This window comes from Pseudomonas sp. SWI36 (assembly GCF_002948105.1).
In the GTDB taxonomy this organism is placed as follows: domain Bacteria; phylum Pseudomonadota; class Gammaproteobacteria; order Pseudomonadales; family Pseudomonadaceae; genus Aquipseudomonas; species Aquipseudomonas alloputida.
Map to the genome: position 1 here is coordinate 3,044,277 of NZ_CP026675.1, position 24,952 is coordinate 3,069,228.

Consider the following 24,952-nt stretch of genomic DNA (forward strand, 5'->3'; position numbering starts at 1 on the left):
AGGGCAGTGCTGCCGCCATGCAGGCCAATACCGCGCAAACCGTGCGCGATGCCGCTGCAGAGCTGCGCTGGCGTATCGGTCTGGGCCTGGTGCTGGTCGGCCTCGGGGTGCTGGTAGTGGTGGCTTTGGTGCTAGGCCGCCGGGTACTGAGCAAGCTGCGCCTGTTGATTGCCGCTCTCGATGACCTGGCGGCCGGCGAAGGTGACTTGACCAAGCGCGTGCCGCTCGACAGCCGAGATGAAATCGGCGACATGGCCTCGGCAGTGAACCGCTTTGTCGACAAGTTGCAGCCGATTGTGCGCGAAGCCGGCGAGGTGGCGCAGCGCACGGGTGTGGAGATTGGCGCGATGGCCCAGCGCAACGCTGGCGCAGATGCTGCCGCCGCATTGCAGCGCGATGAAGTGGCCGCCAGCCTGCGCGACCTGTCGAGCATGGCCGATGAAGCACAAGCCGAAAGTCATGCGATGCAGGCGGCGTTGCAGCAAGTGGTGGATATCCGCCAGGCGACCGATGAAAACAGCCGCACCTCGACCCAGCTTGCCGGTTTGATCGAGAACCTGGCTGGGCAGGTGGATGCCGGCTCCCAGGTGATCGAGCGCCTGGCCAAGCAGAGCGAGCAGATCGAAGTGGTGCTGACGGTGATCCACGGTATCGCCGAGCAGACCAACCTGTTGGCCTTGAACGCCGCCATCGAGGCGGCCCGTGCTGGCGAAACCGGGCGCGGCTTTGCCGTGGTGGCCGACGAGGTGCGCGCGCTGGCGAGCAAGACGCAAAGCTCTACGGGCGATATCCAGGCGCACATCGCAGCATTGCAGAAGGGCGCCAAGGAAGCTGTGGCCACCATCAGCCAGGCTGGGCTCAAGGCTAGCGAAGGCTTGCTGGTGCTGCGTGACAACGAGCGTCGGCAGCAGTCAGTGCAGGCGGCGGTGGAGCAGGTGCATGCGGCCATTGGCTTGGCTACCCGTGCGGCCGAGCAGCAGGCGAATGGCGCGCAGGCGGTGCGTGGGCGGGTGGAGACTATCCATGCTCAGGCTGAGCGTTCGGCTGAGGTGGTGATGCAGACTACGGCCAGCAGCAAGGTGCTGGATGATCTGGCGGCTCAGCTGCGCGCCAGCCTGGGCCAGTTCCGGGCCTGAATCCTGCGCGGTCTCTTGTGAGAGCAATTGTCTTGCTCAATTTCTAAAAGCTGGCGCGATCCCTGTGGGAGCGGGCTTGCCCGCGAACACGGGCGAAGCCCGTGCCATCCACCACGGTGTTGCTATGCTGTCGGCGACACATGGCAAAAGGAGTTGCTAATGTCCGCCCAACTAATCGCCGCCCAGGCCGACCTGAATTTCCTGCACAGTGACAGCGTAAAGCTCACTGACCCGATGACCGCCCTGCAAGCCTACTGCGCTATGACCTCGGACGTCCCCTACTGGCTGGCCCGGGCCTTCCGCATTCGCGACTTCATCTCACGCCGTTTCAATGTCGCCGATATCCACGGCTTCACTCGCGGCGATCCAACGCATGTGCCAGCCGTCGGTGAGCGCCTGGACTTCTTCACTGTCGAGGCGATCAGCGACCAGCAACTGGTCCTGACCTCGCGTGACACGCACCTGGCTGTGATGGTGAGCGTAGATCTAGATGAGCAGTGGGACGGGTGTCAGCGCTTGAGCGTGACCACCTCGGTGCAGTGCTTCAACACCTTCGGTCGGCTTTACATGTTGCCGGTCGGCAAGGCCCATGGGCCAATTGTGCGGCGCATGCTGCGTAACATCTGATGGCCTGATCACCGGCAAGCCCCCACAGGTACAGCGCAGGCCCTGAGACCGGTGCTGTACCTGAGGGCAAGCCCGCGAAGAAGTTCATGCCTTGTTCAGATACATCCGCGTAGTGAGCAGATATACCGGCAACCCCGACACCACGATCAGCAATGCCGCATACGGCGCCGCCGCCGCGAACTCGACATTGGCTGTGTGCGCCCACACTTCGGTGGCCAGGGTTGTCATGCCGGTCGGGCTGAGCAGCAGGGTAGCCGTCAGCTCTTTCATGGCATCCAGGAACACCAGTGCAAAGGCCGCTGCCATGGCCGGGAAGATGATCGGCAAGGTCACCCGGCAGAATGCGGCAAAGCTACTGGCGCCAAGGGTGCGCGCAGCTTCTTCCAGCGTTGGTGAGGCCTTGTTCAGTGCGGTGCGCACCGGCGACTGGGCCAGCGGCAGGAACAGCAGTGCATAGGCCAGCAACAACAGTGCCGTGGTCTGGTACAGCGCCGGCACGTAGTGCAGGGCGAAGAAAACCAGGGTCAGGGCAATCACCAGGCCGGGCAGGGCGTGCAGGAGGTAGGGCAGACGCTCAGCCCAAATCGCCAGGCGGCCTTTGTAGCGCACCACCAGGAAGCTGATAGGCAGAGCCAGCAGCACACAGAGGCCGGCACCGCCCAGCGACACCGACAGCGAGGTGAACAACGCCTTCGAGATGGCCGCCACCGGGAATGCCGCCGACGAACCCACGCTCAGCCAGTAACCGAGCATCGCCAGCGGAATGCCGCTGCCCAGCACCGCCAGGCCCACGCAGAACAGTTGCGCCAGCACCGCCCAGCCGTGCAGCCGCACCGGTTGCGCACGCCGCGCTACGCCCTGGCCGATGCGTACATGGCGGGCTTTGCCGCGCACCCGCAGTTCCAGCCACAGCATTGCCAGGCACATCGCCAGCAGCACGGCAGACAGCATGGCCGCGTTGGCGTTGCTGAACTCCAGTTCGAACTGCTGGTAGATCGCCGTGGTAAAGGTTTGCAGGCCGAGTATCGACAGCGCGCCAAACTCCACCAGCATATGCAGGGCAATCAGTAGCGCACCGCCGAGCATCGACGGCCACAGCAGTGGCAGGGTGACTTTGCTGAACACGCCCCAGCGGCTGCAACCCAGAGTGCGTGCCGACTCCTCCAGCGAGGTGTCGAGGTTGCGCAGGGTCGCAGCAACGGGCAGGAACACCAGCGGGTACTTGGACAGGGCCATGACCATGATCGCGCCACCCAGGCCTTCAAAGTCCGAACTCAGCGACACCCAGGTGAAGCTGCTGACGAACGACGGCACGGCGAATGGCAGGCATAGCACCACGCCCCACAACCGGCGGCCGGCCAGGTTGCTGCGCTCCAGCAGCCAGGCCAGTGCCAGGCCGACCACCATGCAGGTCAGCGTCACCCCGACCATCAGCAGCAGGGTGTTGCGCATCAGCCCCCAGACAAAGGGCCGCCACAGCAGGTGCAAGGCTTCGCGCCAGCCGGCTTCCCAGGCTTTGATGGCGACATAAGCCAGTGGCAGCAAGCTCATTGCCACTAGGAACAGCACAGGCAGCACTACCCAGATGGAAGGGCGCTTGCGGCGCGGTACGAAGCGTACCGGCACCGGTTCGGACAGGGCGGCAGTCATCAGAGCAGGCCGACCTCACGCTCAAGTTCGATGGCTTCCTCGGCATTGCCCAGGTCAGCTGGCGAGATCTTCGGCGGGCGCAGCTCGTCGAACGGTTTCAGGCCGCGGTCAGAAACCATGCCCTTGTGCAGTGGGTACTCGGCGGTGGTCTGGGTGATCACGCGCTGGCCTTCTTCGCTGGCCATCCAGTTGAGCAGGGCCTGGGCTTCTTTCGGGTGTTTGCTGGCCTTGACCACGCCTGCGCCGGAGATAGTGACCAGGTTGCCAGCATCGCCGTCGGCCAGGTAGTAGAGCTTGGTGTCCAGCTTGCCGCGTTCGCGTTCAAGCGCGTACCAGTAGTAGTTGTTGACCAGTACTGCAGCCACTTCACCTTTTTCCACGGCTTTGAGGGCAACCATGTTGTTGGTGTAGGTCTTGCCGAAGGCTTTCAGGCCGGTCAACCATTCTTCGGTGGCTTCACGCCCGTGCATCTTCAGGATGGCCACGGCCTGCTCCTGGAACGCACCGCTGGTAGGGACGTAGCCGACGCGGCCTTCCCACTCAGGGTTGGCGAAGTCCATCACCGTGGTCGGCAAATCTTTCTCGTCGACTTTCTTCGGGTTGTACACCACGATGCGCGTACGGGCGGTGATACCCATCCAGGTGCCGTTCGCGCCAACGTACTCCTTGGGCATCATGTTCAGCGTGGCGTCGTCAATCTTGGCCAGCAGGCCCAGCTCGCCCAGGTTGTTCAGGGGCGGGGACTCTTCGGTATAGATGATGTCGGCCGGCGAACGATCACCTTCCTCGATGATCTGGCTGGCCAGCTGGTTGCTGCTGCCTTTGCGGATGTCGATGTGAATGCCGGTCTTGGCCTCATAGGCCTTGGCAATGGCTTCACCAATTTCCTTGTGCTGACCGTTGTACATGGTCAGCGTGACCGGTGCGTCTGCCATGGCGGCCGGAGCGCCGATGACCAGGCTCAGCACTGCGGCGGCCAGGGTACGCATCAGCGGTTGCGGGCGGATCGTCATGCGGGTACTTCCTCGCTTACGGCTACATATTTGGAAACAATGGTAAACGAAATTGTTTCTCAAGTGGCCGGGTGACGAGAAATTCATGGTCAGACCATGGTGCAAGGGGGGGCTGGGCGTGTGTTGACTTTACGGGCCTCTTCGCGGGTGAACCCGCTCCTACGAAGTGCGCGTATTGGGGGAGGGGCACAAAAAACGCAGGCAAGAAAAAACCCACTAGCAAGCTAGTGGGTTTTTGTATGGTGCCCAGGAGAAGACTCGAACTTCCACGACCTTGCGGTCACTGATACCTGAAACCAGCGCGTCTACCAATTCCGCCACCTGGGCAAAGCTTTACATCATCTGCAGAAGGCGACTATCGTTCGCTTTCACACAGTAGTAACAGATCCTTGGTCATCTGTTACTTGAAAATATTTGGTGCCCAGGAGAAGACTCGAACTTCCACGACCTTGCGGTCACTGATACCTGAAACCAGCGCGTCTACCAATTCCGCCACCTGGGCACACATTCGAGGTTACTTGATGCTTTACAGCGTCGTTCATCTCTACTACAACTTCGGGGTTGTCCGTCGTTGTGGTGCGCACTATACGGACGCTCCCCAAGGCTGTAAAGCCCCCAATCGAAAAAAAATTCAAAAAATTCAACTTGTTGATTCCACAAGCCTATTTCTGCTGTTTATGCACTGCAGCGGGGGCTGTCCAAGGCAGACATTTCCGGTTTCAATACGCCTATGCCAGAATTCCTATCTATATACCCCAAGGTGAACCCCTTCTGATGGCCGATTGGCAATCCCTCGATCCCGAGGCCGCTCGCGAAGCGGAAAAATACGACAACCCCATTCCCAGCCGTGAGCTGATCCTGCAGCGTCTCGCCGACCGAGGCGAACCTGCTGCCCGCGAGGAGCTGGCAAAAGAGTTCGGTCTGTATGAAGAAGACCAGATCGAAGCCCTGCGCCGCCGCCTGCGTGCCATGGAGCGCGATGGCCAGCTTATCTATACCCGGCGCGGCACTTATGCCCCGGTAGACAAGCTGGACCTGATCTGTGGTCGCGTCTCCGGCCACCGCGACGGCTTCGGCTTCCTTATTCCCGATGACGGCAGCGAAGACCTGTTCCTCAGCCCGTCGCAGATGCGACTGGTGTTCGACGGCGACCGCGGCTTGGCCCGCGTCTCCGGTGTCGACCGCCGTGGCCGCCGTGAAGGCGTGCTGGTCGAAGTCATCTCCCGTGCCCACGAAAGCGTGGTCGGCCGCTACTTCGAAGAAGGCGGCATCGGCTACGTGACCCCGGACAACCCGAAGATCCAGCAGGAAGTGCTGGTGACCGCCGGGCGCAACGGCGGTGCCAAGATCGGCCAGTTCGTCGAGATCAAGATCACCCACTGGCCAACGCCGCGCTTCCAGCCGCAAGGCGATGTGGTCGAAGTCATCGGCAACTACATGGCGCCGGGCATGGAAATCGACGTTGCCCTGCGCAGCTACGACATTCCGCACGTCTGGCCCAATGATGTGGTCAAGGAAGCACGCAAGTTCCGCTCCGAAGTCGAGGAGAAGGACAAAGAGAAGCGTGTCGACCTGCGCCATCTGCCGTTCGTCACCATCGACGGTGAAGACGCCCGCGACTTCGACGATGCCGTTTATTGCGAACCGTTGGGCAAGCTGCGTCTGTTCTCCGGTGGCTGGCGTCTGTACGTGGCCATCGCTGACGTCTCCAGCTACGTGCGTCTGGGCTCTGCCCTGGATGTCGAAGCCCAGCAGCGCGGTAACTCGGTGTACTTCCCCGAGCGCGTGGTGCCGATGCTCCCCGAAGAGCTGTCCAACGGCCTGTGCTCGCTGAACCCGCATGTCGACCGGTTGGCCATGGTCTGTGAAATGACCATGAACAAAGCCGGCCAGATGGTCGACTATCAGTTCTACGAAGGCGTGATCCACTCCCATGCCCGCCTGACCTACAACAAGGTCAGCAGCATGCTCGAGCACTCGCGTACCCGTGAGGGCAAGGCGCTGCGCGAAGAGTACAGGGAGGTCGTGCCGGACCTGAAGAACCTGTACAACCTGTACAAGGTGCTGGTGGAGGCGCGCCACACCCGGGGTGCCATCGACTTCGAGACCCAGGAAACCCGCATCATCTTCGGCGAGGAGCGCAAGATCGCCGAAATCCGCCCGACCGTGCGCAACGACGCCCACAAGCTGATCGAGGAATGCATGCTGGCGGCCAACGTGGCCACCGCCGAGTTCCTGCAGAAGCACGGCGTACCGGCCCTGTACCGCGTGCACGACGGCCCGCCGCCGGAGCGCCTGGAAAAACTGCGCGCCTTCCTCGGCGAGCTGGGCCTGAGCCTGCACAAGGGCAAGGACCCGTCGCCGAAGGACTACCAGGCCCTGCTGGCGAGCATCGCCGGTCGCCCGGACTTCCACCTGATCCAGACGGTGATGCTGCGCTCGCTGAGCCAGGCCGTGTACAGCACCGAGAACAACGGCCACTTCGGCCTGAACTACGAGGCGTACACCCACTTCACCTCGCCGATCCGTCGTTACCCGGACCTGCTGGTGCATCGCGCCATCCGCAGCATCATCCGCTCCAAGGTCGATACTCCGCACGTCAAGCGTGCCGGCGCCATGAGCATTCCCAAGGCGCGTATCTACCCGTACGACGAAAACACCCTGGAGCAACTCGGCGAGCAGTGCTCGATGACCGAGCGCCGGGCCGACGAAGCCACCCGTGACGTGGTCAACTGGCTCAAGTGCGAGTTCATGAAAGACCGCGTGGGCGAGACCTTCCCGGGTGTGATCACGGCGGTGACCGGTTTCGGCCTGTTCGTCGAGCTGACCGATATCTATGTAGAGGGCCTGGTGCACGTCAGTGCGTTGCCAGGTGACTACTACCACTTCGACCCGGTACACCATCGCCTGGCTGGCGAGCGCACCGGTCGCAGCTTCCGCTTGGGCGACACCATCGAAGTCAAGGTCATGCGTGTTGATCTGGATGAGCGCAAGATCGACTTCGAAGTGTCGGAAAAGACCCTCGCCGCACCGATCGGCCGCAAGCAGCGTGGCGCCGCGCCAGTTGCCGAAAAAGCCGAGCAGCAGCCGGCAACCGAAGCGAAAGCCACGCCCAAGCCGCGCAGCCGCAAGAGCGAAGCGTCCGAAGCGTACTTCCCCAAGGATGCTGTGCAGCGAAACGCTGAAGTGCGTAAAAGCCGCGAGATGAAAAAAGCGCTGATGACCGACGCGCGCAGCAGTGCTGGCAGCAAATCGGAGAAAGGTGGCAAGCCGTCCGGCAAACCGACCAAGCACCGTAAAGGCCCGCCGAAGTCCGGCGCACCACGCAAAAACAAGAGCAATTCATGAGTCAGCTGGAAAAGATCTACGGCGTACACGCCGTGCAGGCATTGCTGCAGCACCATCCAAAGCGGGTCAAGCAGATCTGGCTGTCGGAAGGGCGCAGCGAGCCACGCCTCGAAACCTTGCTGGCGCTGGCCGCGGAAAACCGCGTGCCGGTCGGCCAGGCCGAGCGCCGTGAGATGGATGCCTGGGTCGAAGGCGTGCACCAAGGCGTTGTAGCCGAGGTCAGTCCGAGCCAGGTGTGGGGCGAGCTGATGCTCGAAGAGCTGCTTGAGCGCACAGAAACGCCGCCACTGATCCTGGTGCTGGACGGCGTGACCGACCCGCACAACCTCGGCGCTTGTCTGCGTACCGCGGATGCGGCCGGTGCCACGGCAGTGATCGTGCCCAAGGACAAGTCCGCAACGTTGACGCCGGTTGTGCGAAAGGTGGCTTGTGGTGCAGCAGAAGTCATTCCGCTGGTGGCTGTGACCAACCTGGCGCGTACGCTTGAGAAGTTGCAGCAGCGTGGCCTGTGGGTAGTGGGTACCGCTGGCGAGGCCGAGCAGGAGATCTACCAGCAAGACCTGACCGGGCCACTGGTGATGATCATGGGGGCGGAAGGCAAGGGCATGCGTCGGCTCACCCGTGAGCATTGCGACTTCCTGGTGAAGTTGCCGATGGCAGGTAGCGTCAGCAGCCTTAACGTGTCGGTGGCGACCGGGGTTTGCCTGTTCGAAGCCGTCCGTCAGCGTCAGGCCAAGCGCTGATTCTCAGGCCTGTTCCGGCCTCTTCGCGGGTTCACCCACGAAGAGGCCCGCAGCCTGTGAATATGTTTCAGGCTGTTCAAATATTCACCAATCAACTTGCTTGTGCGCCCCGGCTTCTCTACAATTGCGCCCCTTGCCGAGCTGGCAGGCGCTCATGTGCCTCCCCTCCGTGCAAGACATACAGTGTCATTCACTCCTTGTCTGACCAGATTCACTGGCAGACTACTAACCCGTAAGGAGCATTCATGCGTCATTACGAAATCATCTTCCTGGTTCACCCGGACCAGAGCGAACAAGTCGGCGGCATGGTTGAGCGTTACACCAAGCTGATCGAAGAAGATGGTGGCAAAATCCACCGCCTGGAAGACTGGGGCCGTCGTCAACTGGCCTACGCAATCAACAATGTTCACAAGGCTCACTACGTGATGCTGAACGTTGAATGCACCGGCAAGGCCCTGGCCGAGCTGGAAGACAACTTCCGCTACAACGATGCCGTTATCCGTAACCTGGTCATCCGTCGCGACGAAGCCGTTACCGGCCAGTCCGAGATGCTGAAGGCTGAAGAGAACCGCAGCGAGCGCCGTGAGCGTCGCGAGCGTCCTGAGCATGCTGACTCCGCCGAAGGCGACGACAGCAATGACAGCGACTCCAGCGATAACGCTGACGAGTAATCCACGGACCTTTAGAGGAGCCTATTAAATGGCACGTTTCTTCCGTCGTCGTAAATTCTGCCGCTTCACTGCTGAAGACGTGAAAGAGATCGACTTCAAAGATCTCAACACCCTGAAAGCTTACGTATCCGAAACCGGCAAGATCGTTCCAAGCCGTATCACCGGTACCAAAGCTCGTTATCAGCGTCAGCTGGCTACCGCTATCAAGCGCGCCCGCTTCCTGGCCCTGCTGCCCTACACCGACAGCCACGGCCGCTGAGACCGGGTCGTCGACAAGCAGTAAGGGATTAGCATGCGAGCGTTAGCAAGTTTCATCATGCGCGGTCGTGTGCAGGCCACCCTGGTGGTGGTCATCAGCGCGGTACTGCCGCTGCTGTTCTGGTTGAGTGCCGCTGCCGGCAGCCTTGTGCTGCTGCGGCGTGGGTTCAAGGATGCTACATCGGTCATCGCCGGCGGCTTGCTGGCCGGGCTGGCCGTGTGGGTCATGGGCGATCCCATCACCTTTCTGGTGATTGCGGGTGCCTTAGCCCTGGCCGCCATGTTGCGTGCTGAGCATCCCTGGAGCCGGGTGTTGCTCGCCAGTGCCGTGTTCGCCGTGGCTTTCAGCCTCGTGCTTGATCTGGCGCTGGCGCAAACCTTCGATGTGCTGGCCAAGGCGTTTGCCGAAGCCATGCCGCAAATCGAAGGGCAACCGGTGCTCTCCGGTGAGCTGATCCGCCCTGTGCTGGTCGCTTCCACAGCAGTGACGGTGCAATTGTTCAGTGTGCTGGCGTTGATGCTGGCGCGCTATTGGCAGGCAGCGTTGTACAACCCTGGAGGCTTCGGTCGCGAGTTTCGCGAACTGAAGTTGCCGAAACAGACCATGGCGGTCTTGGTGGCAGTGATGGTGGTGGCGCCGTTTATCGGCCCGCAGTTCATCATCCTGGCATCGGCTTCCAGCCTGGTACTGGTGCTGGCCGGCATCGCCTTGATGCACGGGCTGGTGGCACAGGGCCGACTGGCCGGTTTCTGGCTGGTGGGGATGTACGTGACGCTACCGCTGATCATGCAGCTGATTTATCCGTTGCTGATGGTTTTGGCCATTGTCGACAGCCTGATTGATTTTCGCGGTCGCAAGTCCCCTCCGGGGAAAGACTCCGCGAACGGTGAAGGTTAAAAGTTAAGAGGTTTTACCAAATGGAACTGATCCTGCTGGAAAAAGTCGCTAACCTGGGAAACCTGGGCGACAAAGTAAAAGTTAAGGCTGGTTACGGCCGTAACTTCCTGCTGCCATTCGGCAAGGCCACCGTTGCCAACGCCGCCAACCTGGCTGCGTTCGAAGAGCGTCGTGCCGAGCTGGAAAAAGCAGCCGCTGACAAGAAAGCTTCGGCTGAAAGCCGCGCTGCCCAACTGGCCGAGCTGGAAGTGACCATCACTGCCACCGCTGGCGACGAAGGCAAGCTGTTCGGTTCGATCGGCACCCACGACATCGCTGACGCCCTGACCGCCTCCGGCGTTGAAGTGGCCAAGGCTGAAGTTCGTCTGCCGAACGGCACCATCCGTCAGGTTGGCGAATACGACGTAGCCGTGCACCTGCACAGCGACGTTGAAGCCACCGTACGCGTGGTCGTCGTAGCTGCCTAAGCTGCGCTAACTGGCTGGCTCCTTGCGAGTCAGGCGGTTAACATCGGGCACGGTCCTGTTTTCGACAGGCCGTGCCCTTTGTCTTTTTCATCCTCCAGAATTCTTTCGTGGCCATGAACGAGATCACCACCTCCGAACAGCTTGACCTGCAAACCGCAGCCCTGAAGGTACCGCCGCATTCCATCGAGGCCGAACAGGCCGTGCTCGGTGGCCTGATGCTGGACAACAATGCCTGGGAGCGGGTGCTGGACCAGGTGTCGGACGGCGACTTCTACCGACATGACCACCGGCTGATCTTCCGCGCTGTGCACAAGTTGGCCGACGCCAACCAGCCATTCGACGTGGTGACCCTGCACGAGCAGTTGGACAAGGAAGGCCTGTCCTCGCAAGTCGGCGGCTTGGCCTACCTGGCCGAGCTGGCAAAGAACACCCCTTCGGTGGCCAACATCAAGGCCTACGCCGCGATCATTCGTGAGCGGGCCACGTTGCGCCAGCTGATCAGCATCAGTACCGACATCGCCGACAACGCGTTCAACCCGCAGGGGCGCAACGCTGCCGAAATTCTCGACGATGCCGAACGGCAGATCTTCCAGATCGCCGAGGCGCGGCCTAAAACCGGCGGCCCGGTGGGCGTCAACGAGCTGTTGACCATGGCCATCGACCGCATCGATACGCTGTTCAACTCCGACAGTGACATCACCGGTATCTCCACCGGGTACACCGACCTGGACGAGAAGACCAGCGGCCTGCAGGCGGCAGACTTGATCATCGTCGCCGGCCGTCCGTCGATGGGTAAGACCACCTTCGCCATGAACCTGGTGGAAAACGCCGTACTGCGGACCGACAAGGCGGTGCTGGTGTTCTCCCTCGAGATGCCAGGTGAGTCGCTGATCATGCGTATGCTCTCGTCTCTGGGTCGTATCGACCAGACCAAGGTCCGTTCCGGCCAGCTGGATGACGACGACTGGCCGCGCCTGACCTCGGCAGTGAACCTGCTCAACGACCGAAAATTGTTCATCGACGATACAGCGGGTATCAGCCCCTCGGAAATGCGCGCGCGTACCCGCCGCCTGGCCCGTGAGCATGGCGAGATCGCCATGATCATGGTCGACTACCTGCAGCTGATGCAGATTCCGGGGTCGGCCGGTGACAACCGTACCAACGAAATTTCCGAGATTTCCCGCTCGCTCAAGGCCCTGGCCAAGGAATTCAACTGCCCGGTCATTGCCCTTTCGCAGCTGAACCGCTCGCTGGAACAGCGCCCGAACAAACGCCCGGTGAACTCCGACTTGCGTGAATCCGGTGCAATCGAGCAGGACGCCGACGTGATCATGTTCGTGTACCGCGACGAGGTGTACCACCCCGAGACCGAGCACAAGGGCGTGGCGGAAATCATCATCGGCAAACAGCGTAACGGCCCCATCGGCTTCGTGCGTTTGGCGTTTATCGGCAAGTACACCCGGTTCGAGAACTTGGCGCCGGGGATGTACAACTTTGATGATGATGAATAACCCATTGAGCTAGCAAGGCCGCTCCTACAAGGTTTGTGGTGCGCCTGCTAGCTCTGAAATCTGAGCGATGTTCGTTTGCCCTTGGCTGATGATCCGCCCCTCGCTCAGGGTGATCACCCGGTCAAACCGCGACAGTGCGCTCTGATCATGCGTCACGCAAATCAGCCCTCGCCCTTTAAGTGCTTCGAACAACAGGTCCCAGGTACGCTCTGCCGACGCGGCATCGAGCCCGGCTGTGGGTTCGTCAAAGAAATTGAATTCCCCAGGCTGATTAAGAAGGCGTAGCAGCGTCAGCCTGCGTGCTTCGCCGCCCGATATCGATTCTGCGCGTGCATCCAGATCAAGTTCGTACCAGTCTTTGCTCAGGCCCAACCGTTCAAGCCATCGTTCGATTTGAGCGCGATCATGAGCTTGCTCGAACAGCACCGCGCGGGGCAGGGGGCCGGGTATGAAATGCGCATCCTGAGGGCAGAGTCGTAATCGACTGAATTGTTCACTAGCGTCGAGCGACGCCAGGCACCTGCCGTGCAGCTGCACATTCTTGCGCAACGGGAATATCGTTCCCGCCAGCGTATGCAGAAGTGTCGATTTACCACATCCGCTGGGCCCGATCAGTGCGACCCGTTCTCCTTTGTGCAGTACCAAGGGTTCTTCGATGTGAAGTTGTACAGTATCTCGAGCGCTCAACTGGCACGGGGCGATGCTTAGGCCAGCGTCCTTGTCTTGGGACTTCGCCTCAGTAGTGCATGCTGGGCCGAACGAGGGGAGCTGGAGCCAGTGTTCGAGTTTGCGTTTGTCTAGCCGAAACTGGTCTAGCAATCGCCAGGCCTCAGCAAGTTGCGCAACCCCTGCCAGCAATCCGCTCACCAAGGTGAAGAGAGCAACCAGCTCGCCCAGGCTCAATTGCGGTGTTGCCAGAGCCTGATCATGGATACCCCACATGAGCAAACCGCCACTGCCCAGGCCTATGAACAGGGTGCGCAGGCTCTGAATCCAACCCCCACTGTGAGCTACCTGCACTGCTGAGTCGGCATAGTGCGAAAGTGTCTGGTTGACCGGGAGCATTGCGGCATCCTCGGCCTTTTCCAGTTTGACCGTTGCCGCGCTGGCGAAGGTATCGACCCATTGTTCCGCCAGTTCATCCTCGCGCGCGTTCACTGCCTCGATATGTGGCCGGCGCCAGCGCACCAGGCGATCGTTGGCCCACAGGTAGGCCAGGCTCAAAGGGATGAGGCCGATCAATACCGAAGTAGCCCCCAGGTAAGCGAAGAGCGTTATCAGCACTGCAGCTTCGGCTAGCACCGGCCATGCCGAGCCAATCAGAAAGCCTAACCACCGCTCCTGTGCGGTAATGCCCCTATCCAGTACTTTTACCAGTGTTCCGCCATGGAGTTGTCCATAGGCCTCGAAGCGCTTGTCCAGCAATTCGCGGCACCAGCGGATGGAAAGTTGCTTCACGCGTTCCTGGCAAAGCCGCGCCAGGCACCAGGCTTGTAGAGGGGTCATTGAGGCTTGTAATGCGACAAGGCATATGAAGGCTCCTAGCAGAAGCTGGGAAGACGCGGCTGAGGTGGCCAGGTTGTCAATGATGTCGGCCAAGACTAGAGCAGGTACGACGGTCGCGATTTTCAGGAGCAGTGTCGCGCCGAGGGCGGCGAGAATTCCTCTATAGATTTGCATGTCATTGCCTTATGCCTTTGAGTGCACTCTGTGGCGCGACTGGAATACCTGATCTGATCAGGTGGAAGCGTTCAAGTCCGGGTATGAACACCTGAACAACCGTAGCGAGATTCGGGTGCTCATAAAGTGTGCGATAGAATGCGACCTTATTATGTTTTTCCAAGTTGATCAGTGTTCGCTTGACTTGCCCGCGCACGCTGAGATCGGTATGCGGAGGGTGAAAAGCGGGTACAGCATATGTGGGGCATGGGTGTATAAGTGCTGAAAGGCGGGTTGAATGAGTAAGCATTTTTTCAGCAGAGAGATCTTCTTGTTTTTCTGTGGCCCCAGAAAGCTGCTCGCACTGAATCTGTTCCGTTACGGCGCGGTACATTGCAATGGAGGGGTTGATGGAGCTGCCGGAGCCAATGCTGCTGAGTGAGCCTTCTTTTTTACTACGAGAAACAGCAATGCAAAATGGAACTTCGTAGAAGTCGTGCGTCAAGTATATTTCTAGTTTTTTGGCTCGGCGGAGAAGCTCGGTATCATGGGCAAATGTTTCTTCCAGAAAAGAACTCGAAGGTTGGTAAAGTTTGGGTGGGGAAGTCAGGCCACAAAGTGATAGGTAGTACATAGAAAGTGCGTGACGTTCGATAGTTTCATTGATGGCGTGGAGCAGAGCCTCGTTCTCCGTGCAGCCAAGTGCTGTACCAGAGTTAGTCGAATATTTGGAAAGAAAGCCCGCTGCAGTTTTTTCGATTTCATCAATGTTTCTGGAGGAAGGTGCTATCAATATCGCGGGAATGGCTATTTCGTCGTAGCTGTTCAATGCCTGAAGACTGAAATAAGGTATTCGGCAATCCGGGGGAATGGATTTTAGGAGCCAATCGTCAAATGGGGCTATCGATTGCAAAATTTGGTCGCTTTCGATGAGTGGTGGAGTGCTCTTGTCGACGAAGTAATGCTCTAGGCTCTCGGCAAGGGCTCCTAGTTCGCAATGTTCCCCTTTTCCTGCCCCGCAAGAAACTTCTTTGTAGGCGCTGTCGTATAAGTGGCATGTGGCGACCAGGCTACTCTTTTTTGATAGTGCTGTTTTCGATTGAAGCCCTAAGTGATGATGCAGCCTTGTCAGCCGGTTGTAGGCCTCTTCTATGTTCAGCTCGCGTTCGGTGATCATGTTCTGCTCCTTGGTAGAGCCAGAAGGGGCTAAGCCCCTTCTGGTTTGTCACTTACAGAAGGTTGAGAAATTCAACCTCGGACTCGGTGAATGTGTAGTTCATCACGCGTGGGATCTGCAGAGTGTGGACTTCAGAACGACGACGTCCCATGGCTAATGCTCCTATAGAGTTGGTTTGAGTGCGCCTTTCAGCGCGTCACTGTTGTAGCACTTGTTTTTTTTGGGGTTCAAGATCTTCTCGGGATTTGTTGAGGAAAGTTAATGTAGGATTTTTTACTAAGACTAGAAGGTTGATTCCTACAATTCTTAATAGATAAAGAAAAAAGCACCAATAATTAGCTGGTTAGCACTTTCTCAGGGTTGGATAGGCTAAACATTCAGTAAAAATCTGAAGGAATTGCGATCGCTCAGCAGGGGGCGCGATCGCCATCGGTCTAAGCAGGCTCAGGTTTTCCTGTGAGTAATCGCCTTGCCCCGATCCACCCCACGATCCCCCTTTTCTTGAAGACAACCCGATGCAGGGGCAGGGGCCTGCTGTAAGGCTTCGTTGATTGCCTGGGCTGGCCCTTTCGCGGGTGAACCCGCTCCTACAGGTTCACCATAGGCTTCAAGAGTTGCACCGTACCTGTGGGAGCGGGTTTACCCCACCCGTTGTTCCGCATCGAGCCCGGGATCCAGTGTAGAGACGCCCGCGAGCAGTCTTCGGAGTTGATGGGCTATGTGCGCGAACTGACCATCACCGGGTTGATGGATGAGAAGCCGATGATGATCTGGGCTGCCCATTACCTGAGTGCGATGGCCAAGGCGCTGATGGATGATGCTGAGCTGTGGATGAGGCAGTGAGGGGTTGGCTTCAGGTTGCATGAAGGCCGCCAGGAGTTCGCCGCAACAGTTTCAGCGCCTATGAGATCGAGCGCCGCCCGCGCGGCGCTTGATCTCACAGGCGCTGCAAGGATTCTGTCGAACACCTGGCAACCCCACTACACCCCTCAAGCCAACCACCTGCCACGTCCATCCCCCAACCGTCGCCCCGCCCACCAATCCCCACGAATCCAGTCGGATTTGGTCAAAATTTGTGCTATATTCCGCGCCCGCGATTTCCCTGCACACCAGAACCGGTCACTGACATGCAAGCAGCCAAACCACTCTACGACTATCCCAAGTACTGGGCCGAATGCTTCGGGCCAGCACCTTTCCTGCCAATGAGCAGGGAGGAGATGGATCTGCTCGGCTGGGATTCCTGCGACATCATCATCGTGACCGGTGATGCCTACGTCGACCATCCGTCGTTCGGCATGGCCATCATTGGCCGTCTGCTGGAGGCCCAGGGCTTCCGCGTGGGCATCATCGCCCAGCCGAACTGGCAGTCAAAAGACGACTTCATGAAGCTCGGCGAACCGAACCTGTTCTTCGGCGTGGCCGCCGGTAACATGGACTCGATGATCAACCGCTACACCGCGGACAAGAAGATCCGTTCCGACGATGCCTACACCCCGGGTGGTCTGGCCGGCAGCCGTCCGGACCGTGCCAGCCTGGTGTACAGCCAGCGCTGCAAGGAGGCCTACAAGCATGTGCCGATCGTGCTCGGCGGCATCGAGGCTTCGCTGCGCCGCATCGCCCACTACGACTACTGGCAGGACAAGGTTCGTCACTCGATCCTGATCGACGCCAGCGCGGACATCCTGCTGTTCGGCAACGCCGAGCGTGCGGTGGTCGAGGTGGCCCAGCGCCTGTCCAACGGTGAGAAGATCGAGACCATCACCGACGTACGCGGCACCGCCTTCGTGCGCCGCGATACCCCGCAGGGCTGGTACGAGATCGACTCCACCCGTATCGACCGCCCGGGGCGCGTCGACAAGATCATCAACCCGTACGTGAACACCCAGGACACCCAGGCCTGCGCCATCGAACAGGCCAAGGGCGACCAGGAAGACCCGAACGAAGCCAAGGTGGTGCAGATTCTCGACAGCCCGGCCGTGACCCGGGAAAAGTCGGTGATCCGCCTGCCATCGTTCGAAAAGGTGCGTAACGACCCTGTGCTCTATGCCCATGCCAACCGCGTGCTGCACCTGGAGACCAACCCGGGCAACGCCCGCGCGCTGGTGCAGAAGCATGGTGAAGTGGATGTGTGGTTCAACCCGCCACCCATCCCCATGAGCACCGAGGAAATGGACTACGTGTTCGGCATGCCTTACGCCCGTGTGCCGCACCCGGCCTATGGCAAGGAGCGCATCCCGGCCTACGAGATGATCCGTTTCTCGGTGAACATCATGCGTGGCTGCTTCGGTGGCTGTACCTTCTGCTCGATCACCGAGCACGAAGGCCGCATCATCCAGAACCGCTCGCACGAGTCGATCCTGCACGAAATCGAAGAGATGCGTGACAAGGTGCCGGGCTTCACCGGCGTGGTCTCGGACCTTGGCGGGCCGACTGCCAACATGTACCGCATCGCCTGCAAAAGCCCCGAGATCGAAAAGCACTGCCGCAAACCGTCGTGCGTGTTCCCGGGCATCTGCGAAAACCTCAATACCGACCACAGCTCGTTGATCGAGCTGTACCGCAAGGCCCGTGCCTTGCCGGGTGTGAAAAAGATCCTGATTGCTTCCGGCCTGCGCTACGACCTGGCAGTGGAATCGCCGGAGTACGTCAAGGAACTGGTCACCCACCACGTTGGCGGCTACCTGAAGATTGCCCCGGAGCACACCGAGCGTGGCCCGCTGGACAAGATGATGAAGCCGGGTATCGGCACCTACGACCGCTTCAAGCGCATGTTCGAGAAGTTCTCGAAAGAAGCGGGTAAGGAGCAGTACCTGATCCCGTACTTCATTGCCGCGCACCCCGGTACCACCGACGAAGACATGATGAACCTGGCCCTGTGGCTGAAGGGCAACGGCTTCCGCGCCGACCAGGTACAGGCGTTCTACCCGTCGCCAATGGCCTCGGCCACGGCCATGTACCACTCAGGCAAGAACCCGCTGCGCAAGGTGACCTACAAGAGCGAAGGGGTGGAGATCGTCAAGAGCGACGAGCAACGCCGTCTGCACAAGGCGTTCTTGCGCTATCACGACCCGAAGGGCTGGCCGATGCTGCGTGAAGCGCTGCAGCGAATGGGCCGCGCCGACCTGATCGGGCCGGGCAAGCACCAGCTGATTCCGGCGCACCAGCCGCAGACCGACAGCTACCAGAGCGCGCGCCGCAAGAACTCGACCCCGGCGGGGAGCCACAAGGTGGGCAAGGACCAGAAGATCCTGACCCAGCACACCGGCCTGCCGCCGCGTGGCAGCGATGGCAGCAAGCCGTGGGACAAGCGCGAGAAGGCCAAGGCCGAGGCGTTTGCGCGTAACCAGCAGGCTGCCAAGGAGCGCAAAGAGGCGAGCAAGGGTGGCAAGGGCAACAAGAAGCCGCGTCAGCCTGTCATTCCCCGCTGATCTTGAAGGCTACATAGAGCCCTGTGGGAGCGGGTTCACCCGCGAATGCGTCGGTAGATCCACTATCGATTCGCGGGTGAACCCGCTCCTACAGGGTCAGTGTTCGGCCCATCCATCTGGGTCAATCAGGCTGCTTGTCGACCCACTTAGGCGCGACCGGCGCCACAAAGCTGTCCATCCCGTCCAGCAGCTCGTCCGGCTGCTGCCCCAGCAGCAACATCGCCCGGTGTTGCGGGCGCACGAAACCTTCTTCGACGATATGGTCGAGGAACCCGCCCAGCTTGTCGTAGAAGCCGTTCACATCCAGTAGCCCGAGCGGCTTGGCGTGATAGCCCAGCTGCCCCCAGGTCCACACTTCGAACAGTTCCTCCAGCGTACCCAGCCCACCCGGCAAGGCAATGAAGGCATCGCTCAGCTCGGCCATGCGGGCCTTGCGCGCATGCATGCCATCCACCACTTCCAGGCGGGTCAGGCCCTTGTGGCCGACTTCAGCGTCCAGCAGGCTCTGCGGGATGATCCCGACCACTTCGCCACCGGCCGCCATGGCCGCGTCGGCCACCACACCCATCAAGCCGACCGCGCCACCGCCATACACCAGGGTCAAGCCACGGCGGGCAATGGCCTGGCCCAGCGCGACGGCTGCTTCACGGTAGGCAGGGTTGGCGCCCATGCTGGCGCCGCAGAACACACAAACGGAACGTACGGGCATTGCTCATCTCCTGTCACTGAGGCGCACAGGTTACGGCGCATGCCGGTCACTTCCAAGGCCGGTTCATTCTGGCCGGGAGAATTCGCAGATGGCTCCTGTGGCCCCGTGGGCGTAGGCGGCGAGCAGGCTATTGAGGAAGTTGGAGATGGGCATTTGGTATTGCTCCTAAATGAGAGGTTGTCTCATCGTCCAATAAAAGGGCATGATGTGCCCTTAGATTTGTTGTATACAATCCATTGAACAATTCTACTGGCTGGCCTCTTGACGCCCCCTTGACCCATATCAGCAAGGGGCTGAACGGTTTCAGGCAGTCTCGCAATTGATAAAACCCTGCCAAGGAGATTCATGATGTTTGCGAAAGCTGTAGCGGTATCTCTGCTGACCCTCGCCAGCGCTTCTGTCTTCGCCGCCGAGTGCTCGGTCACTGTCGACTCGACTGACCAGATGTCCTACACCAGCAAGGAATTCACTGTCGACAAGAGCTGCAAGGAATTCACCGTCAAACTGACCCACTCCGGCAACCTGCCGAAGAACGTCATGGGCCACAACCTGGTGATCAGCAAGACTGCCGATATGCAGGCCATTGCCACCGAAGGCATGAGTCAGGGTCTGGATAAGGACTACCTGAAGGCTGACAACGCCGCGATCATCGCCCACACCAAGATGATCGGCGCGCCTGAGAAAGAAACCGAAGTGAAGTTCGACACTTCCAAGCTGGAAGCCGGTGGTGACTACAGCTTCTTCTGCACCTTCCCGGGCCACATCTCGATGATGAAAGGCAAGGTCATCGTCAAGTAATCAAAGGCTGACGGCGAACCCTGTAGGAGCGGGTTCACCCGCGAATGCGGCGGTGGGTTCACCATCGTATTCGCGGGTGAACCCGCTCCTGCAGGCCACTTATCAAGGGGCGAACGGCAGTTCGCGCTTGTGCTGGGTCTTGCGATAGGTGGCGACGATGATGTCGAACGCTGCCTGGTCAACCGGCTGCCCATGCAGGAAGGCATCGATCTGCGCGTAGGTCACGCCATGTGACGCCTCGTCCGGCTTGCCCGGCTCCAGGTCTTCCAGGTCGGCCGTTGGCACCTTCTCCACCAGTGCCTCCGGCGCACCGAAGCTGCGCGCTATCGCCCGCACCTGATTCTTCACCAGCCCACTCAGCGGCGCCAGGTCGCAGGCACCATCACCAAACTTGGTAAAGAAGCCCATTACTGCCTCGGCTGCGTGGTCGGTACCGATCACCAGACCTGCACGGGCGCCAGCGATGGTGTACTGGGCGACCATCCGGGTGCGTGCCTTGACGTTGCCCACCACGAAGTCCACCAACGTCGGCGAGCCGTTCTTCAATGCCACCACTTCAGCTGCCAATGCACGCACTGACGGGGCGATATCCACCGTGTGAACTTCATCTGCCTTGATCACGTCCAGGCATGCCTGGGCGTCATGCTCGTCATGCTGTACCTGGTACGGCAGGCGCACGGCAATGAAGGTGTAGGCCTTGTCGCCGGTCTCGGCGCGCAGCTCGTTGATGGCACGCTGGGCGAGCAGGGCGGCAGTCAGTGAGTCGACGCCACCGCTGATGCCCAGCACCAAGGTCTTGAGTCGAGCGTTGGCCAGGCAGTCCTTGATGAACGCCACCCGCCGGGCGACTTCGGCCTCGAGCGCTGCCGCGTCGGCGAACGGCGGCTGTACCTTCAGCGCCTGGGCAATCTCTTGCTGAACCGCTTGCATGGGTTACTCCTTGCTGGGGACTTTGAATACGTGACGCATGTAGGCGACGAAGTTCTCGTCGCGGCACTGGGTCTTGGCGGCTTCATCAGAGATCTTGGCCACCGGCGCGCCGTTGCAGTCGGTCATTTTAAGCACGATGTTCATGGGTGCCACACCTGGGATGTCGCAGGTCAGGTTGGTGCCGATGCCAAAGCTGACGTTGATGCGTCCGCGCAGGGCGCGGAAAATTTCCAGCGAGCGGGTCAGGTTGAGGCCGTCGGAAAACACCAGCGTCTTGGTCATCGGGTCGATACCCAGTTTCTGGTAATGGGCAATGGCCTTCTCCGCCCAGGCTACCGGCTCGCCCGAATCATGGCGCAGGCCGTCGAACAGCTTGGCGAAGTACAGGTCGAAATCGCCGAGGAAGGCATCCATGGTGATGCAGTCGGTCAGGGCGATGCCGAGCAGGCCGCGGTACTCGCGTACCCAGCAGTCCAGCGCAGCGATCTGGCTGTCGATCAGCCGTGGGCCGAGCTGCTGGTGGGCCATGATCCACTCGTGGGCCATGGTGCCCAGCGGCTTGATATCCAGTTTCCATGCCAGGTCGACGTTGCTGGTGCCGACAAAACGGCCGGGGAAGTCGTCGCGCAGCACCCTTGCCACTTCCTCCTGCACGCGGCTGGAAAAGCGCCGGCGGGTGCCGAAGTCGGCCACCTGCAGTTCGGCCAGCTCGTCGTCGCTGGCATGCGCACGCAGCCAGTCGAACTTGCGGTACAACTGATCCCGCGCCTCGGCCAGGCGCATGTGCGGGTGCAGATTGCGGTTGCGTACTTCGCTGATGATGGCCAGCAGCGGCACTTCGAACAGGATCACATGCAGCCACGGACCTTTCAGGCGCAGGAACAGCTGATCATTTTCGATGCCGACGTGCACGTAACGCAGATTGAAGCGGAACAGGCGCAGAAAGCGTAAAAAGTCGGGCTTGAGGAAGCTGATGCGTTCGAGGAAGGCCAGCTGGCCATCGTCCAGGGTGAGGTCGGCAAGCCGTTCGAGCTGATTGCGAATTTCGCCGAGGTAGGGGCGCAGGTCCTCACCGTTGCGGCAGCGGAATTCCCATTCGACGTCGGCGTCCGGGTAGTTGTGCAGCACACCCTGCATCATGGTGAGTTTGTAGAAGTCGGTGTCGAGCAGGTTGTGCACGATGCGCTCGGCGAATGCGCTTTCGCTCATCAAGGGGGCTCCGGAAGCGGCGATTGGCGGACATTGTGCCAGCCTTTTCCACCTTATGCGGCTGTTCCGGCCTCTTCGTGGGCAAGCCCGCTCCTACACGGTGCGGGGACCTGCTCCTATTGTGGGAGCTGGCGTGCCCGTGAGAAGGCCGAAACAGCCAAAACAGAGGTGTTTTTCCGTGCACCAGCTAGCCTTGAAACGGTGCCGCCTGTAGCAGTCGCGCACCAGCGGTGTGCAGTTCGGTGACGTCCGCTGTTACAGGGCGGTTGCACGTAAACACTTGCCAGGGTTGCAATGATGGCACTCGACGGTTGCTCCTTGTCTGTACGTGTGGTGGCGCCTGCCGCGTGGCAGACGGTTGCACGCTCAATAAAGAAAAGGCCGCCCGTCGCCTGCAGGCACCCTTCACAGTGTGTTTTCCCGGAAGACAAAACCGATGGCACGGCCCTTGCTCTGAGTACCGGGCTGAGAAGTTGTAGTGCCAACCAAAAAAACTCTAGGAGCACCACCTCATGTCGCAGACGTTTTACAAGAAAGGTTTCCTGGCTCTGGCCGTAGCTACGGCACTGGGTGTTTCTTCGTATGTTCAGGCCGACGTCAAGATCGGTGTAGCGGGCCCCATGACCGGGGCAAACGCAGCGTTTGGCGAGCAGTACATGAAAGGTGCGCAGGCAGCGGCCGACAAGATCAACGCCGCCGGTGGCGTGAATGGCGAGAAAATCGTCCTGGTCAAAGGCGATGACGCCTGTGAGCCGAAGCAAGCCGTGGCCGTGGCCAACCGCCTGGTCGATCAGGACAAGGTGATTGGCGTGGTGGGCCACTTCTGTTCTTCCAACACGATCCCGGCCTCCGAGGTATATGACGAGGCGGGCGTGATCGCCATCACCCCAGGCTCCACCAACCCACAGGTCACTGAGCGCGGCCTGAGCGCCATGTTCCGCATGTGCGGCCGTGACGACCAGCAGGGTATCGTCGCTGGCGATTACATCGTCGACGTGCTCAAGGGCAAGAAGGTCGCGGTGTTGCACGACAAGGACACCTACGGTCAGGGCCTGGCCGACGCGACCAAGGCGCAGCTGGAAAAACGCGGCGTGAAGCCTGTGCTGTACGAAGGCCTGACCCGTGGCGAGAAAGACTTCAGCGCGGTGGTCACCAAGATCCGCTCTACCGGTGCCGACGTGGTCTACTTCGGCGGCCTGCACCCGGAAGCCGGCCCGCTGGTACGCCAGCTGCGCGAGCAGGGCCTGAAAGACGTCAAGTTCATGTCCGATGATGGCATCGTCACCGACGAACTGGTGTCTACCGCCGGCGGCGCGCAATACGTTGACGGCGTGTACATGACCTTCGGTGCCGACCCGCGCCTGCTGCCAGACAGCAAGGCGGTGGTGGAGGAGTTCCGCAAGGCCGGCACCGAACCTGAGGGCTACACCCTGTACGCCTACGCTTCGCTGCAGGCTCTGGCTGCCGCTTTCAATGGCGCGAAGTCGAACAAGGGCGAGGACGCTGCCAAGTGGCTCAAGGCCAACCCGGTGCAGACCGTCATGGGTGAGAAGAAGTGGGACAGCAAGGGCGACCTGACCGTCTCCGACTACGTGGTCTACCAGTGGGACAAGACCGGTAAATACCACCAGCTGGAAAAACAAAAATAACAACGGCCCGCGGCCCGGGCGGTTGCTCGGGCCCAAGCCCCGCGGTACCTGTCTTTATTCGTAGATCTGCACAGTTCTGCGCTGCGAGGGCCCCGCACAGGTGGCCCGCGCCGTGGTCGGCGCTCGTGCAATCTCAATCAGGTGAGATTGCGTTATGGATGGTATTTTCCTGCAGCAACTGGTCAACGGCCTGACCCTCGGGTCGGTCTATGGCCTGATCGCCATCGGCTACACAATGGTCTATGGCATTATCGGCATGATCAACTTCGCGCACGGCGAGGTGTACATGATCTCCGCTTACCTCGCGGCGATCAGCCTGGCATTGCTGGCTTACTTCGGTGTCGAATCGTTCCCCCTGCTGATGCTGGGCACCTTGTTGTTCACCATCGTCGTCACCGGCGTTTATGGTTTCACCATCGAGCGCATCGCCTACAAACCGCTGCGTAACTCTACCCGCCTGGCACCGCTGATCAGTGCCATCGGCATTTCGCTGATCCTGCAGAACTATGCACAGATCAGCCAGGGCGCCCGCCAGCAAGGCGTGCCAACCCTGCTGGAAGGCGCCATGCGTGTCGAAGTCGGGTCCGGCTTCGTGCAACTGACATATACCAAGATCTTCATCCTGGTGGCGGCCTTTGTCGGCATGGGCCTGCTGACCTACGTGATCAAGTACACCAAGCTCGGCCGCATGTGCCGTGCTACCCAGCAAGACCGCAAGATGGCCTCGATCCTGGGTATCAACACCGACCGGGTGATTTCCTACGTGTTCGTCATCGGTGCAGTGATGGCCGCCCTGGCCGGCGTGCTCATCACCATGAACTACGGCACCTTCGACTTCTACGCCGGCTTCATCATCGGTATCAAGGCGTTCACTGCCGCAGTGCTCGGGGGTATCGGCTCGCTGCCGGGGGCCATGCTCGGCGGGATCATCCTGGGTATTTCCGAGTCGCTGTTCTCAGGCCTGATCAACTCCGACTACAAGGATGTGTTCAGCTTCTCGCTGCTGGTGATGATCCTTATCTTCCGCCCACAAGGCCTGCTGGGTCGCCCGCTCGTGGCTAAGGTGTGAAC

Annotated in this window: 20 protein-coding genes, 2 tRNA genes and 2 pseudogenes; 15 read left to right on the forward strand and 9 right to left on the reverse strand. The window is 60.3% G+C overall.

Features of this window, described 5'->3' with window-relative positions:
• Positions 1 to 17 precede the first annotated feature (17 nt).
• From C4Q27_RS30025 to C4Q27_RS14505, 3 genes and pseudogenes are all read left to right on the forward strand, one after another.
• Positions 18 to 230: pseudogene (locus tag C4Q27_RS30025) on the forward strand (methyl-accepting chemotaxis protein); the annotation flags it as partial.
• 360 nt (positions 231 to 590) lie between these two features.
• Positions 591 to 1,136, forward strand: a pseudogene (locus C4Q27_RS30030) (methyl-accepting chemotaxis protein); the annotation flags it as partial.
• A gap of 159 nt (positions 1,137 to 1,295) precedes the next feature.
• On the forward strand, positions 1,296 to 1,763 hold the full coding sequence (locus C4Q27_RS14505) for a DUF2867 domain-containing protein (RefSeq protein ID WP_064492371.1): 468 nt from the start codon (positions 1,296 to 1,298) through the stop codon (positions 1,761 to 1,763).
• Positions 1,764 to 1,847: 84 nt separating this feature from the next.
• Here the strand turns inward: C4Q27_RS14505 and C4Q27_RS14510 are convergent, their stop codons facing one another.
• The 4 genes from C4Q27_RS14510 to C4Q27_RS14525 form a co-directional block, all read right to left on the reverse strand.
• Positions 1,848 to 3,413 (reverse strand): iron ABC transporter permease, encoded by a 1,566-nt coding sequence (locus C4Q27_RS14510; RefSeq protein WP_104886986.1) that lies wholly within the window; start codon positions 3,411 to 3,413, stop codon positions 1,848 to 1,850.
• The gene (locus C4Q27_RS14515) at positions 3,413 to 4,426 is read right to left on the reverse strand and encodes an extracellular solute-binding protein (protein ID WP_003249550.1); all 1,014 of its coding nucleotides are present in this window, start codon (positions 4,424 to 4,426) and stop codon (positions 3,413 to 3,415) included. Before C4Q27_RS14515 ends, C4Q27_RS14510 begins: the two co-directional genes overlap by 1 nt.
• A gap of 240 nt (positions 4,427 to 4,666) precedes the next feature.
• A tRNA-Leu gene (locus tag C4Q27_RS14520) sits at positions 4,667 to 4,753 on the reverse strand.
• 88 nt (positions 4,754 to 4,841) lie between these two features.
• A tRNA-Leu gene (locus C4Q27_RS14525) sits at positions 4,842 to 4,928 on the reverse strand.
• A gap of 272 nt (positions 4,929 to 5,200) precedes the next feature.
• Between C4Q27_RS14525 and rnr the strand changes: the two genes are divergently transcribed.
• The 7 genes from rnr to dnaB all read left to right on the forward strand — a co-directional run bounded on the left by rnr (position 5,201) and on the right by dnaB (position 12,322).
• Positions 5,201 to 7,774: a ribonuclease R gene (gene rnr, locus C4Q27_RS14530; RefSeq protein ID WP_064492370.1), complete on the forward strand. Its 2,574-nt coding sequence runs from the start codon at positions 5,201 to 5,203 to the stop codon at positions 7,772 to 7,774.
• Complete coding sequence (gene rlmB / locus C4Q27_RS14535; protein WP_003249554.1) at positions 7,771 to 8,517, forward strand: 23S rRNA (guanosine(2251)-2'-O)-methyltransferase RlmB; 747 nt, start codon at positions 7,771 to 7,773, stop codon at positions 8,515 to 8,517. The genes rnr and rlmB overlap by 4 nt, the downstream gene beginning before the upstream one ends.
• Positions 8,518 to 8,762: 245 nt before the next feature.
• Positions 8,763 to 9,188: a 30S ribosomal protein S6 gene (gene rpsF, locus C4Q27_RS14540; protein ID WP_003249557.1), complete on the forward strand. Its 426-nt coding sequence runs from the start codon at positions 8,763 to 8,765 to the stop codon at positions 9,186 to 9,188.
• Positions 9,189 to 9,216: 28 nt separating this feature from the next.
• Complete coding sequence (gene rpsR, locus C4Q27_RS14545; protein WP_003249563.1) at positions 9,217 to 9,447, forward strand: 30S ribosomal protein S18; 231 nt, start codon at positions 9,217 to 9,219, stop codon at positions 9,445 to 9,447.
• A 33-nt stretch (positions 9,448 to 9,480) separates the two neighbouring features.
• The gene (locus C4Q27_RS14550; RefSeq protein ID WP_012053856.1) at positions 9,481 to 10,344 is read left to right on the forward strand and encodes a hypothetical protein; all 864 of its coding nucleotides are present in this window, start codon (positions 9,481 to 9,483) and stop codon (positions 10,342 to 10,344) included.
• Between the two features lie 20 nt (positions 10,345 to 10,364).
• Positions 10,365 to 10,811: a 50S ribosomal protein L9 gene (rplI, locus tag C4Q27_RS14555; RefSeq protein ID WP_003249568.1), complete on the forward strand. Its 447-nt coding sequence runs from the start codon at positions 10,365 to 10,367 to the stop codon at positions 10,809 to 10,811.
• Between the two features lie 113 nt (positions 10,812 to 10,924).
• Positions 10,925 to 12,322: a replicative DNA helicase gene (gene dnaB, locus C4Q27_RS14560; protein ID WP_010955472.1), complete on the forward strand. Its 1,398-nt coding sequence runs from the start codon at positions 10,925 to 10,927 to the stop codon at positions 12,320 to 12,322.
• A 24-nt stretch (positions 12,323 to 12,346) separates the two neighbouring features.
• On the opposite strand, the gene C4Q27_RS14565 is transcribed toward dnaB, so the two are convergent.
• Positions 12,347 to 14,002: an ATP-binding cassette domain-containing protein gene (locus tag C4Q27_RS14565; protein ID WP_104886987.1), complete on the reverse strand. Its 1,656-nt coding sequence runs from the start codon at positions 14,000 to 14,002 to the stop codon at positions 12,347 to 12,349.
• A 1-nt stretch (position 14,003) separates the two neighbouring features.
• On the reverse strand, positions 14,004 to 15,158 hold the full coding sequence (locus C4Q27_RS14570) for a YcaO-like family protein (RefSeq protein ID WP_081273240.1): 1,155 nt from the start codon (positions 15,156 to 15,158) through the stop codon (positions 14,004 to 14,006).
• Positions 15,159 to 15,785: 627 nt separating this feature from the next.
• Here C4Q27_RS14570 and C4Q27_RS14580 point away from each other — a divergent pair.
• Together C4Q27_RS14580 and C4Q27_RS14585 are read left to right on the forward strand one after the other, a co-directional pair.
• Complete coding sequence (locus C4Q27_RS14580) at positions 15,786 to 16,001, forward strand: DUF3077 domain-containing protein (protein ID WP_019438726.1); 216 nt, start codon at positions 15,786 to 15,788, stop codon at positions 15,999 to 16,001.
• Positions 16,002 to 16,285: 284 nt separating this feature from the next.
• A complete protein-coding gene (locus C4Q27_RS14585) occupies positions 16,286 to 18,586 on the forward strand; it encodes a YgiQ family radical SAM protein (protein WP_003249577.1) in 2,301 nt (766 codons plus the stop codon).
• A gap of 121 nt (positions 18,587 to 18,707) precedes the next feature.
• Here C4Q27_RS14585 and C4Q27_RS14590 read toward each other — a convergent pair whose 3' ends face one another.
• Complete coding sequence (locus tag C4Q27_RS14590) at positions 18,708 to 19,295, reverse strand: TIGR00730 family Rossman fold protein (RefSeq protein ID WP_003249578.1); 588 nt, start codon at positions 19,293 to 19,295, stop codon at positions 18,708 to 18,710.
• 348 nt (positions 19,296 to 19,643) lie between these two features.
• On the opposite strand from C4Q27_RS14590, the gene azu reads away from it, so the two are divergent.
• The gene (gene azu / locus C4Q27_RS14595) at positions 19,644 to 20,093 is read left to right on the forward strand and encodes an azurin (RefSeq protein ID WP_003249580.1); all 450 of its coding nucleotides are present in this window, start codon (positions 19,644 to 19,646) and stop codon (positions 20,091 to 20,093) included.
• A 102-nt stretch (positions 20,094 to 20,195) separates the two neighbouring features.
• On the opposite strand, the gene nadE is transcribed toward azu, so the two are convergent.
• Positions 20,196 to 21,023, reverse strand: a complete 828-nt coding sequence (gene nadE, locus C4Q27_RS14600; RefSeq protein WP_104886988.1) for an ammonia-dependent NAD(+) synthetase — start codon at positions 21,021 to 21,023, stop codon at positions 20,196 to 20,198.
• Between the two features lie 3 nt (positions 21,024 to 21,026).
• Positions 21,027 to 22,232: a nicotinate phosphoribosyltransferase gene (gene pncB, locus C4Q27_RS14605; RefSeq protein WP_049586710.1), complete on the reverse strand. Its 1,206-nt coding sequence runs from the start codon at positions 22,230 to 22,232 to the stop codon at positions 21,027 to 21,029.
• A gap of 512 nt (positions 22,233 to 22,744) precedes the next feature.
• Here pncB and C4Q27_RS14615 point away from each other — a divergent pair.
• Positions 22,745 to 23,881: a branched-chain amino acid ABC transporter substrate-binding protein gene (locus C4Q27_RS14615; RefSeq protein WP_003249588.1), complete on the forward strand. Its 1,137-nt coding sequence runs from the start codon at positions 22,745 to 22,747 to the stop codon at positions 23,879 to 23,881.
• Between the two features lie 154 nt (positions 23,882 to 24,035).
• A complete protein-coding gene (locus C4Q27_RS14620) occupies positions 24,036 to 24,950 on the forward strand; it encodes a branched-chain amino acid ABC transporter permease (protein WP_003249590.1) in 915 nt (304 codons plus the stop codon).
• Positions 24,951 to 24,952: the final 2 nt, after the last annotated feature.